Annotated in this window: 11 protein-coding genes; 8 read left to right on the forward strand and 3 right to left on the reverse strand. The window is 68.0% G+C overall.

The window, feature by feature from the left end; genetic code table 11:
* The first annotated feature begins 42 nt into the window (after positions 1–42).
* The gene (locus tag H7F49_RS11705) at positions 43–570 is read left to right on the forward strand and encodes a cupin domain-containing protein (RefSeq protein WP_185683781.1); all 528 of its coding nucleotides are present in this window, start codon (positions 43–45) and stop codon (positions 568–570) included.
* Positions 560–1336, forward strand: a complete 777-nt coding sequence (locus H7F49_RS11710) for an SDR family NAD(P)-dependent oxidoreductase (protein WP_185683782.1) — start codon at positions 560–562, stop codon at positions 1334–1336. The genes H7F49_RS11705 and H7F49_RS11710 overlap by 11 nt, the downstream gene beginning before the upstream one ends.
* Positions 1337–1341: 5 nt before the next feature.
* Here H7F49_RS11710 and H7F49_RS11715 read toward each other — a convergent pair whose 3' ends face one another.
* Positions 1342–3297, reverse strand: a complete 1956-nt coding sequence (locus tag H7F49_RS11715; RefSeq protein ID WP_185683783.1) for a putative bifunctional diguanylate cyclase/phosphodiesterase — start codon at positions 3295–3297, stop codon at positions 1342–1344.
* 158 nt (positions 3298–3455) lie between these two features.
* Here H7F49_RS11715 and H7F49_RS11720 point away from each other — a divergent pair, with 158 nt between their 5' ends.
* The 5 genes from H7F49_RS11720 to H7F49_RS11740 all read left to right on the forward strand — a co-directional run bounded on the left by H7F49_RS11720 (position 3456) and on the right by H7F49_RS11740 (position 8141).
* Entirely contained in the window at positions 3456–4103 is a 648-nt protein-coding gene (locus H7F49_RS11720; RefSeq protein WP_185683784.1) for an SOS response-associated peptidase, read from the forward strand.
* A 65-nt stretch (positions 4104–4168) separates the two neighbouring features.
* Positions 4169–6046, forward strand: coding sequence for an ABC-F family ATP-binding cassette domain-containing protein (locus tag H7F49_RS11725; protein WP_185683785.1), 1878 nt, complete (start codon positions 4169–4171; stop codon positions 6044–6046).
* A gap of 10 nt (positions 6047–6056) precedes the next feature.
* Positions 6057–6539, forward strand: coding sequence for a GreA/GreB family elongation factor (locus H7F49_RS11730; protein WP_185683786.1), 483 nt, complete (start codon positions 6057–6059; stop codon positions 6537–6539).
* Positions 6536–6994: a YaiI/YqxD family protein gene (locus tag H7F49_RS11735; RefSeq protein WP_185683787.1), complete on the forward strand. Its 459-nt coding sequence runs from the start codon at positions 6536–6538 to the stop codon at positions 6992–6994. The genes H7F49_RS11730 and H7F49_RS11735 overlap by 4 nt, the downstream gene beginning before the upstream one ends.
* Positions 6987–8141: a cupin domain-containing protein gene (locus tag H7F49_RS11740; protein WP_235982107.1), complete on the forward strand. Its 1155-nt coding sequence runs from the start codon at positions 6987–6989 to the stop codon at positions 8139–8141. The genes H7F49_RS11735 and H7F49_RS11740 overlap by 8 nt, the downstream gene beginning before the upstream one ends.
* Here the strand turns inward: H7F49_RS11740 and H7F49_RS11745 are convergent.
* Together H7F49_RS11745 and H7F49_RS11750 are read right to left on the reverse strand one after the other, a co-directional pair.
* Positions 8138–8710: a pseudouridine synthase gene (locus H7F49_RS11745; RefSeq protein WP_185683788.1), complete on the reverse strand. Its 573-nt coding sequence runs from the start codon at positions 8708–8710 to the stop codon at positions 8138–8140. The genes H7F49_RS11740 and H7F49_RS11745 overlap by 4 nt on opposite strands.
* 26 nt (positions 8711–8736) lie before the next feature.
* Entirely contained in the window at positions 8737–8937 is a 201-nt protein-coding gene (locus tag H7F49_RS11750) for a hypothetical protein (RefSeq protein ID WP_185683789.1), read from the reverse strand.
* A 423-nt stretch (positions 8938–9360) separates the two neighbouring features.
* Here H7F49_RS11750 and H7F49_RS11755 point away from each other — a divergent pair, with 423 nt between their 5' ends.
* Positions 9361–11328 (forward strand): TonB-dependent receptor, encoded by a 1968-nt coding sequence (locus H7F49_RS11755; RefSeq protein ID WP_185683790.1) that lies wholly within the window; start codon positions 9361–9363, stop codon positions 11326–11328.
* Positions 11329–11452 lie beyond the last annotated feature (124 nt).

Genomic DNA, 11452 nt, shown 5'->3' on the forward strand with positions numbered 1-11452 from the left:
AGCGGCTGCGGCTCGGCACCATGCCGCCACGAAGGAGAAGAGATGAGCGAGGTTTCCGACAGCGGACTGCCGCTGGTGCAACGGGTGGTCACCGGCCATGACGCCGAAGGGCGGGCGATCTTCGTGGGCGAGGACTTCAGCCCGACCCGGGTGATCCCGTCTGGCGATGCCGCCTTTCTGCTGATGTGGACCACGGCCACGGTCCCGGCGGACAACAACGATCCCACTGACGGGCGCGATCGCGACGCCGGGCTAACCCTCAACGCGGGCTCAGTGATCCGCATCGTCGACATGCTCCCCGGGGCGGAAAGCCCGATGCACCGGACCAATTCGATCGATTATGGCATCGTGATCAGCGGTGCGGTCGAGCTGGAACTGGACAGTGGCGAGAAGAAGACCGTGGGTCCCGGCGGTGTCATCGTCCAGCGCGGGACCAATCACCTGTGGCGCAACCCCGGCGATCAGCCCTGCCGCATCGCCTTCGTCCTGATCGAGGCGCCCGCCTATCTCCACAAGGGCGTCCCGCTCGACGAGCTCAAGCCCGAGACGGTGCCGGACCATGGCCACTGATCCCGGCACAGCCTCGCCTTTCTCTCTGGCCGGTCGACGGGCCATCGTCACCGGATCGACGCGGGGGATCGGGCTGGCCATCGCCCGGCTGCTGATCGCGCAGGGAGCCCGGGTGGTCATCTCGAGCGAGAACGCCGAGGACACCCGGCGCGTCGCGGCGGACCTCGGCATGCCCGGCCAGGTCTGTGACGTCACCGACGCGGGGGCCTTGCACGACCTGGTCGACTGTGCCCGGCGTGAGCTGGGCGGGCTCGACATCCTGATCTGCAATGCGGGGATCACCGGCAAACCGGGTCCCTTCGCCGGGATCGCGATGGATGACTATGATCGCGTCATGGCGCTCAACCTGCGCTCGCAGGTGGTCCTGGCCAACCTTGCCTTGCCCCTTCTGGCGGACGCCGGGGGTGGGGCGGCCGTGCTGGTATCGAGCCTCGCTGGCCTCCGGGGGAACCTCCGGATCAACGCCTATGCCCTGGCCAAGGCCGGGAATGCGCAGCTCGCCCGCAACCTCGCGGTCGAGTGGGGCCCTCGTCGGGTCAGGGTCAATGCGGTCTCGCCGGGCTTCATCGCCACCGAGCTGTCGGGACCCCTGCTGGCCGATGAGGGGTTCATGCAGCGGCGCATGGCGATGACCCCCCTGCGCCGACCGGGTCGTCCGGAGGAGGTGGCCGGGGCCGTGGCCTTTCTGGTGTCCGACGCCGGCGCCTTCGTCACCGGCCAGAACATCGTGGTCGACGGGGGCACCCTGATCACCGACGGCAGTTGAGCGCCTCAGGCTGCGGAACGCGACTCTTCGGCGACGATCCGTGCGAGCGTGGTGGGCATGCCGAAGTGGAAGCCCTGCAGTTCGTGGCAACCCGCCAGGCGGAACAGGGCGGCCTGGTTGTCCGTCTCGATCCCTTCGGCGGTGACCGACATGTCCAGCCCGTTGGCCAGGTGGACCATCCCGGTCACCAGCATCAGGGCCTTGGGATCCTGACCGAGCCCGGCGGCGAGGGACCTGTCGATCTTGATCCCGCTGAACGGGAACTGGCGGAGATAGCCAATGCTGGCAAAGCCGGAGCCGAAATCGTCGAGCACCACCTGCACGCCCATATCGGCAAAAGCGGTGATCGCGCGGTTGGCGCGGGCCGGATGGTCGATCAGGTATCCTTCGGTGATCTCGATCTGCAGGCGTTGCGGCGGGAAGCCGGTCTCGCGCAGCACGGCGGCCACCTCGCTCTCGAAATGCGGATGGCGGAACTGGGCTGGCGAGACATTGACGTTGAGCCGCAGGCCGGGCTGCGAAGCCAGCTCGGCGCAGGCCCGACGCAGCACCAGCAGGCCGAGCGGATGGATCAGGCCGCTCGATTCGGCCACCGGGATGAACTCGCCGGGCCCCAGCTCCTCGCCGCTGCGGCCGGGCCAGCGGGCGAGCGCCTCGACCGCCACAACCTTGCCCGAGCGGGCATCGACCAGCGGCTGGTACAGCACGGTGAACTCGCTCCGGTCGATCCCCAGGCGCATTTCGGTTTCCAGCTGCTGACGCCACTCGCGCCCGGCATCCATATCCGGCGTATAGGTCTGGGCGCCGTTGCCGCCTTCGGCCTTGGCCCGATACATGGCCGTGTCGGCGCGCCGCAACAGCTCGTAGGGATCGACCACCAGGCCTGAGCTGGTCGCCACGCCGATGCTGGCACCCACCTGGAACTCGTGCGCCGCCAGGCGGAGCGGCAAGGCCAGCCAGCCCAGGATCGAACGGGCGATCGCCATGGCCTGGGCCTCGGCCTCGCGTCCGTCGATGAGGATGGCGAACTCGTCCCCGCCCATGCGGAACAGCACCGCATCGTCGGGCAGCAGGCGGGCGAATTCGTCGCTGATCCGGCGGATGATGGTGTCGCCCAATTCGTGTCCGAAGTTGTCGTTGATCTGCTTGAACCCGTCCAGATCGACGAACAGGATGCCCACGGTCACAGCCTGCGTCTGGGACCGCCGATGCAGATCCTCGAGCCGCGCGATCAGGGCGCGGCGGTTGGGCAGGCCACTCAGTGCATCGGTCAGCGCGATCCGCCGGTTCTCCTCGCTCAACCGCTCGGTCTCGAGCTGCCGGGTGCGCAGGTCGCGCTGCGAATAGATCAGCTCGGCGAACGAGCGGTTGTAGCGGTTGAGCACGTAGACCATGCCCACGCCGACAAAGGCCAGGATCGAGGCTTCCACCCACATCCGTCCCGGATCGGCCAACAGGAAGTAGGCGATGCTGGGCACGATCCCGATCGAGGCCACGCTGAGCGCGGCCGAGCGGACCGGCATCAGGAAGAACACGCAGGCAATCAGGGTGATGGCCACGAAGAACACGAAGTGGCTGTGATCGGCCATGGCGCCATAGGGGAACAGCATGGTCACCCAGGTCACCACGGCCGCGGCCATGCCCGAAGCGATCACGCTGGTGCTGAGCATCAACCGGCGAATCATCGCGTCGTTAAAATGACCGAAGCGACGGCGCCACCACCACACCGCACGGGTCAGGCAGAACGCGCAGAACGCAAACGGAATGATCTCGGCGAGCAAGACCGACGGAATGTGCCGGGATGCCACGGCGATCGCGATCACGTTGGCCGACAGGATCGCGTAGAGCAGCGGAATATGCCGCAACAGTTCCTGGAACTGAGCGCGCAGAAGATCGCGATCATCCGTGCGCAGGCGATAGGTCGCCATCAGCCGCAGCAGTGGTCTGGCCAGGATCTTCACGTCACCGTATCTTTTCTTCGCGGTGACAGATTTAGGCGGCAAGCCTGAAATTCGTGTCTATTCGCGTGGTTAACGCGATCTCGGACCTGGCCTCGGAGGAGTGCTGAGCCACGGGGCGATATGGTTGACAGGCGCTCGCCCAGGGCCATGATCGGGCCGTGTGCAATCTCTACAAGATGCGTCGGCCGGCCGATGAGGTTGCGCGGATCTTCGCCGCGGAAGCGGCCGGACGACCCAATGTGGGGGAAGACGTGTACCCGGGTTACCCCGGGCTGGTGGTGGCCGAGGGACGGGTTCGCGCGATGACCTGGGGCCTGCCCCTGGCCCTGACCGGGCGTAGCGGCCAGCGGCTCAAGCCCCGGCCGGTCAACAACGCGCGCGAGGACAAGCTCACCACCCCGTTCTGGCGCGACAGCTTCCGTCACCGCCGCTGCCTGATTCCGGTCGATGCCTGGGCGGAGGCCGAGGGAGAGCGCGGTCGGATGACCCGCACCTGGTACTCGCTCGAGCCGGAGGGCGCCTTCGCGGTCGCCGGACTCTGGCGCGCCACGCCCGAATGGGGCGATGCCTATGCGATGGTGATGGTCGACGGCTGTCCGCAGATGGCCGAGGTTCACGATCGCATGCCGGTCATCCTCGACCGGAGCGACTGGCAGGCGTGGCTGGAGGGACCGCCCGACCAGGCGATGGCGCTGTGCCGGACCAGCCTGGCACCGCTGCGGGTGGAGCGAACCACCGAGCCCTGGGCCGCGGTCCGCGCCCGCCCGCACCGCGACAGCTCCGACGCCATGCCGAGATTGCTGTGAGCGGGGCCGCCATGAATTGCGCGGCCGCGCTTTTGCCGCCGGGACTATCCTGCTAGGCGCGCGCCATGCTCAATCTGTCCGACATCACGGTGCGCCTCGGCGGACGCACGATCCTCGACGGGGCCACGGCCAAGCTGCCTCCCCGCGGGCGGGTCGGGCTGATCGGCCGCAACGGGGCGGGCAAGTCCACCCTGGTCCGCGTGGTCGCCGGCATGCTCGATCCGGACAGCGGCGAGGCGACCATGCCGCGCGGCAGCCGCATCGGCTACATCGCGCAGGAGGCCCCCGCCGGCAGCGCCACGCCGTTCGAGACCGTGCTGGCCGCCGATACCGAGCGTGCCGCGCTGATGGCCGAGAGCGAACGCGACGGCGATCCCCACCGGCTGGCAGAAATCCATGACCGGCTGATCGCCATCGAGGCCCATTCGGCGCCCTCGCGCGCCGCGCGAATCCTCGTCGGCCTGGGCTTCGACGAGGAAGCCCAGCACCGTCCGCTCGACAGCTTTTCGGGTGGCTGGCGCATGCGGGTCGCACTGGCCGCCCTGCTGTTTTCGCAACCGGACCTGCTGCTGCTGGACGAGCCTTCCAACCACCTCGACCTGGAAGCCGTCCTGTGGCTGGAGGACTTCCTGAGGTCTTATCCGGCCACGATCCTGCTGGTCAGCCACGAGCGCGATTTCCTCAACAATGTGGTCGATCACATCCTCCACCTGTCGGGTGGCAAGCTGACGCTCTATCCGGGTGGCTATGACGCCTTCGAGCGCCAACGCGCCGAACGGCAGGCCCAGATCGCCTCTGCGCGGGAAAAGCAGAAGGCCGAGCGCGAGCGGCTGCAGGACTACATCGCCCGCAACTCGGCGCGCGCCTCGACCGCCAAGCAGGCCCAGTCGCGCGCCAAGGCCCTGGCCAAGCTGCAGCCGATCGCCGAACTGATCGACGATCCGACGCTGAGCTTCGACTTCCCCAACCCCGACGAACTGCGCCCGCCCCTGATCACGCTGGATCTGGCCTCGGTCGGCTATGGCGAGGTGGAAATCCTGCGCCGCCTCAACCTCCGGCTCGATCCCGATGACCGGATCGCCCTGCTCGGCCGCAACGGCAACGGCAAGACCACCCTGGCGCGCCTGCTCGCGGCCCAACTGGCGCCGATGGCCGGGGCGATGAACGCCAGCAGCCGGATGCGGGTGGGCTACTTCACCCAGTACCAGGTGGAGGAACTCGACGCCGGCGAAACCCCGCTGCAGCACATGACCGTGGCGATGAGGGGCGCAACCCCCGCGGCCGTGCGCGCGCAGCTCGGGCGGTTCGGCTTCTCCGGCCCCAAGGCCACGACCGAGGTCGGCAAGCTTTCCGGCGGTGAGCGCGCGCGGCTGGCCCTGGCGCTGATCACCCGCGAGGCGCCGCACCTGCTGATCCTCGACGAGCCCACCAACCACCTCGATGTCGACGCGCGCGAGGCTCTGGTCCAGGCGCTGAACGCCTACACCGGAGCGGTGGTGATCGTCAGCCACGATCGCCACATGCTCGAGATGACCGCGGACCGGCTGGTCCTGGTCGACCAGGGTACGGCGCGCGAATTCGATGGCTCGATCGAGGACTACATCGCCTTCGTCCTCGCCAAGGACCCGCCGGCCGCGCGCGACGAGGGCGGCGCCAAGGGGGTCAGCAAGAAGGACCAGCGCAAGGCCGCCGCCGAGGCGCGCGAGAAGAGCCAGGAGCTGCGCAAGCAGGCCCGCGCGGCCGAACAGCAGTTGGAGAAGCTCACCGCCGAGCGCAGCGCGATCGATCAGGCCATGTTCGATCCGAGGGCGGCCCAGCCCGCCCTGGCCAAGCTGACGATGACCGAACTGATGAAGCGCCGGGCCGATCTGGAGGATCGGATCGCCGAAACCGAAGCGCGCTGGCTCGAGGCCAGCGAAGCGCTCGAAGCCGCGCTGGCGTGAGGGCGCGGGCATGAGCGTGGCCTTTCGCCGGGACGGGGACGAGGAGCACCTCGAGCCCAAGTTCGAGATTCCCATTCCGCCCGGGCCCAACCGCGTCACGGCGCGCGGGCTGGCGCTGATCCGGGCGCGGGTGGCCGAGCTGGAACAGACGATCGCCGGAGCCGCAGGGGACGAGGCGGCGCTCACAACGCTGCGGCGCGACCTGCGCTATTGGCAAACGCGCGAGATCACGGCCGAGCTGATGCCGGTCCCGGCCGGAGAGGTGGTGGAGTTCGGCGCGACGGTCCATCTCCGGCTCAACGGCAAACCCCGTGCGATCACGCTGGTCGGCGATGACGAGGCCGATCCGGCGGCCGACCTGATCGCCTTCTCGGCGCCGCTGGCCCGGGTTCTGCATGATGCCGAGCCCGGCGATGTCCTCCCCTTCGGTGGACGCGACGATGCCATCGAGGTCCTTTCGATCACCGTGCGAGCCAACGGGGACGCGGCATGACCGCGATCCTGGTCGATGCCGACGCCTGCCCGGTCAAGGACGAGATCTACCGCGTCGCCGAACGCTATGGCGTATCGGTGACCGTGGTCAGCAACAGCCCGCTGCGGGTGCCGGCGAGCCCTTTGGTCCAGCGTGTGGTGGTTTCCGACGGCTTCGATGCCGCCGACGACTGGATCGCGGAGCGTGCGGCACCGGGTACGGTCTGTGTCACGGCGGACATCCTCCTGGCCGATCGCTGCATCAAGGCGGGCGCCGTCGTGCTGGCGCCCACCGGCAAGCCGTTCACCACGGCCTCGATCGGCAGCGCGATCGCCACCCGCGCGATCATGGCCGACCTGCGCGCCAATGGCGATGTGGTCGGTGGGCCGCCGCCGTTCGGCAAGGCGGATCGCTCGCGGTTCCTGTCCGCGCTGGACGAGGCGCTGGTGAAGCTGCGCCGGGCCGGCCATGGCTGACGACATGATCCCCCGCTTCCGCGAGTTCGACAGCGCCGCCTTTCTCCGCGACACCTGGCAGCGGCAGGCGCTGCTGATCCCCAATCCCTGGGCGGACTGGCGCAATCCGCTCGAACCCGATGAGCTGGCCGGCCTGGCTTGCGAGCCGGGTATCGAATCCCGGCTGGTCACCGGCGATGGGCTGGGGGTGGAGCATGGCCCGTTGGCGGAAGACCGGTTCGCCACGCTGGGGGCCGCGCCCTGGACGCTGCTGGTCCAGGCGGTCGATCACCATGTGCCCGACGTCGCCGCACTGATCGAGCCCTTCCGGTTCCTGCCCAACTGGCGGATCGACGATGTGATGGTCAGCTATGCCACGACCGGTGGTGGGGTCGGGGCCCATTTCGATCAGTACGATGTCTTCCTGATCCAGGGCGCCGGCCGCCGCCGCTGGCGCGTGGGCGGGATGTGCGACGAGACCACGCCGCTGCGTCCCCATGACGACCTGCGTCTGCTGGAAGACTTCACGCCCGCGCAGGAGTGGGTGCTGGAGCCCGGCGACATCCTTTACCTGCCCCCCCGTCTGGCCCACGAGGGCGTAGCCCTGAGCGATGACTGCATGACCTATTCGATCGGGTTCCGGGCGCCCTCTGCGGCCGAGCTGCTCGCCGCCTGGTGTGACGAGGCGCTGTCGGTCCTGACCGAGGATGACCGCTACGGCGATGCCGGTGCCGTGATCGCACAGGCCAACCCCGGCGAGATCACCGCCGAGGCGCTCGACCGGTTGCGCCGGTTCGCGCTCGACGCCCTGGGTGATCCCGCTCGGTTCGCGCGGGTGATCGGCGCGCAGGCCACCACGCCGCGTTACCCGGAAATCGACTGGAGCCCGGCCCGCGCCCCATCACTGAAGCGGATCAAGGCGGCGCGCGACGTCGGCGGGATGGTCCAGCGGAACCCTGCCTGCCGTTTCGCCTTCGTCGACCGGTCGCCCGGGCACTGCCTGCTGTTCGTCAACAGCGAGATCACCGAATGCGAAGGGCCGGTGGCCGACTGTGCCCGCGCGATCTGCGCCGCGCCGGTCTTCGCGCTCGACCCGAACTGGTCCGATGCGGCACTGGCGCTGGTCCATGGTCTCTGCGCGACCGGGGCGCTCGCGCTCGCGGATTAGCGCGCGGCCGGATCGCCCTCGCGCCATTCGCCCGGCGCCAGTCCGTCCAGCGACCATGGTCCGATAGTCCAGCGCACCAGCCGCAGCGTCGGCAGCCCCACCGCCGCGGTCATCCGGCGGACCTGGCGGTTGCGCCCTTCGCGCAGGGTCAGGCGCAGCCAGTGATCGGGCACACTCTTGCGGAAGCGCACCGGCGGGTCGCGCGGCCACAGCGCGGGCGGATCGATCGCCTCCGCCTCGGCCGGGCGGGTGGGGCCATCGTTGAGCGTGACGCCGCGCCGCAGCCGCTCCAGCGCGGCCGGATCGGGGGCGCCTTCGACCTGCACCAGATAGGTCTTGGCCAGCTTGAAGCGCGGATCGGCGATGCGCGCCTGCAGCCGCCCGTCGTCGGTCAGCAGCATCAGCCCCTCGCTGTCACGATCGAGCCGCCCGGCCGGATAGACCGCGGGAACGGACACGAAGTCGGACAGGGTGCGGCGCAGGCCGGACGTGCCCTGGCCAGGCACTCCCGGATCGGTGAATTGCGAGAGGACGTCGTAGGGCTTGTTGAACAGGATCAGACGGGTCATGGCTCAACCCGGCACGCCCGCCCCGCTCAATCCAGCAGCGCCTGGATGGTCTTCATCAGCGCTTCGATCCGCTGCGCCGCTTCGGTGAAGGTCGCAACGTCGGCCCGGTTGTTGTTGCCCCGGGCCTCCTTGGCCGATTCCAGATAGCCCTCCAGATCGGCCTCAAGCGCATCGACCAGGATCTCGGCCTCATCCTCGGTCAGCGTCAGCTTGATTGTCTTGGCCATGGCAGTGTCTCCGGGTGCTAGCGGCCTTCCCTATGCACATCTCTGGGGCAGCGTCCACCCTTGCGTCCCCATCCGCCCCAAGCCCCGGAGGGCCAACCCCGAATTGCGGAGGCATCGTCGGCAAACAGTCCAAAATATTGGAAAAGAGAAGTAAAAAGTGCTGCGGTGCGTTCTGCCCGCCGCTCGCGGAGACCAGCCGGTTCTCGACATCGCAAGTGAAGGTCGTGCTGCCGTCCCCGGCGAGGTTGCCATTGGCGCCATCGCCGAAGCTCGCCGGCCCCGCGGCGGGGTACGGGCCCGGCCGGTTGGCGTGGTGCCGCTGTCCCCGGTTCGGGTGAATTGCGCATCGGCTGCACAAAAGGGATCGTCATCAGCACGGAGACTTGAAACGGCTGCAAAGGCCCAGGGGGGAAAATGGTGAGCATGCGCTTGATCGGTTTGGGGCTGCCTCTGGCCGCACTCACTTGGGCGGGGCTGGTCTCCACGGCACAGGCCCAGGAAGCCGGGGCCGGCGAAGCCGCGTCGGGCACCATCCAGGAGATCACGGTCACCGCCCAGAAGCGCAAGCAGTCCGTGCAGGACGTCGGCATCACCCTGTCGGTGGTCAGCGGGGACAGCTTGGTCCGGTCGGGTGCCAACTCGGTGACGGACCTTACCAACGTGGTGCCCAATCTCCAGGCCAATTACGGCGCCGGCCAGGTCGCCTTCAACGTGCGCGGCATTGGCACCAACGAGTTTTCGGCCAATCTCGACTCGCCGGTCGCGATCAATGTCGACGAGGGATACCTCGCGAAGACCTTCATGAGCGGCCTTCTGCTGTTCGACATCGACCGGGTCGAAGTGCTCAAGGGCCCTCAGGGCACGCTGTTCGGTCGCAACGCGACCGGCGGTGCCGTGAATTTCTTCACCCGCCGGCCAACCTCGCAGTTCAGCGCGGGCGGCACGCTCTCCTACGACAATTACCGCACCGTTCGGGCCGAGGGTTATCTCAGCGGTCCGCTGAGCGATACGCTTTCGGCCCGTGTGTCCGGCATGGTGGTTGATCAGGGGCGCGGCACTTACCGCAACCTGACCCTGGGCCGGCGCGAGGGCTTCGAGAAGAAATGGGCTCTGCGCGGCCAACTGCAGTGGGAAAGCGGACCCGACATGGCGCTGCTGACCGTGTTCGGCGGGCAGCAGAACGGCGAATTGCAGCCCTATGAAGGCGTGGGCATCATCACCCCGGCTTCGTTCGCCGCCGGGGCTCCCGCGTTCTGCGCGCCCTATCTCGCCGGCCGGGCCACCGGTGCCAGCAGCGGCTGCGTGCGCGGCACCGACGGCCGGTTCCCTGGCGACAACGACCCGTTCACCTCGAACAACAACCGGCCGCACACCGTCCGCAACCGTTCGCTCGGCGCCACGCTGCGCTACGAGCACGACTTCGGCAACGCGACGCTGACCTCGCTGACCTCGTACCAGTCCTTCACCCGTCGCCAGCACGAGGATTCGGACGGCAGCCCGGTCGACACGATCGACGTGGAGTATTTCAACCGCATTCGCCAGTTCAACACCGAACTCAGGCTCAATTCAAAGGGCGAGAGCCGGTGGAACTACGTGCTCGGCCTGTACTATCAGCGCGACGCCTATCGTAACGGCGACTATCTCACGATCGCCCGCGGCGCGGCGCCGGGCTTCTACAGCCCGTTCGACCAGACCAGCAACGCCCTGGCCGCGTTCTTCCATAACGACGTGCAGTTGACTGACCACCTCAGCCTTACGGCCGGCGTGCGCTATTCCTGGGAAAAGGTCGCGATCAAGGGTGGCACCTTTGCCGGCACCGGGCTGGGCGGGGACCCGCTTGCCCCCACCACGATCGTCGCCACCCTGGCCAAGGCCGATACGAGCCGCACCGACGACGATGCCAACTTCAAGCTGGGCATCGAATGGAAGCCCGACGTGTCCGGCATGTTCGACAAGCTGATGGTCTATGCCAACGTGTCGACCGGCTTCCGCTCGGGCTCCTACAATGCCGAGTTCACCGCCACCCAGTCCGCGCTGACATCCCTCGCGCCCGAAAAGATCACCGCCTATGAAGCGGGCTTCAAGTCGCTGCTGGCCCATCGCACCATGCAGCTCAATGGCGCGGTGTTCCATTATGACTTCCGCGACGGTTTCATCAACGTGGACAGCGCGACCTCGCCGGTTCCGATCACGATCAACGCCGCTGGGATCAACACCTGGGGGGCCGAGCTCGACTGGCAGTGGCGGCCGGTCAGCGACCTCTCGCTCGGCCTCGTGCTCGGCTGGCTCGATTCCAGGATCAACAGCAACATCACGTCGGGCGGCGCCAACCTGAACGGCGCCCGGACGGTGCAATCGCCGCGCTGGACCTTCACGGCCCAAGGCAGCTAGTCGCCCGTGAAAAGCGCTCAAAGCCGCAGAAATGCGTCGGTTTTGGCGGATTTGAAGTAATCGTATTTGCAAGGTTTCGGGCAGGATCGCGCCAAAAGCTTGCGATTTTGCGCGCCCGTGCACG

Source organism: Novosphingobium aerophilum (genome assembly GCF_014230305.1).
GTDB lineage: Bacteria > Pseudomonadota > Alphaproteobacteria > Sphingomonadales > Sphingomonadaceae > Novosphingobium > Novosphingobium aerophilum.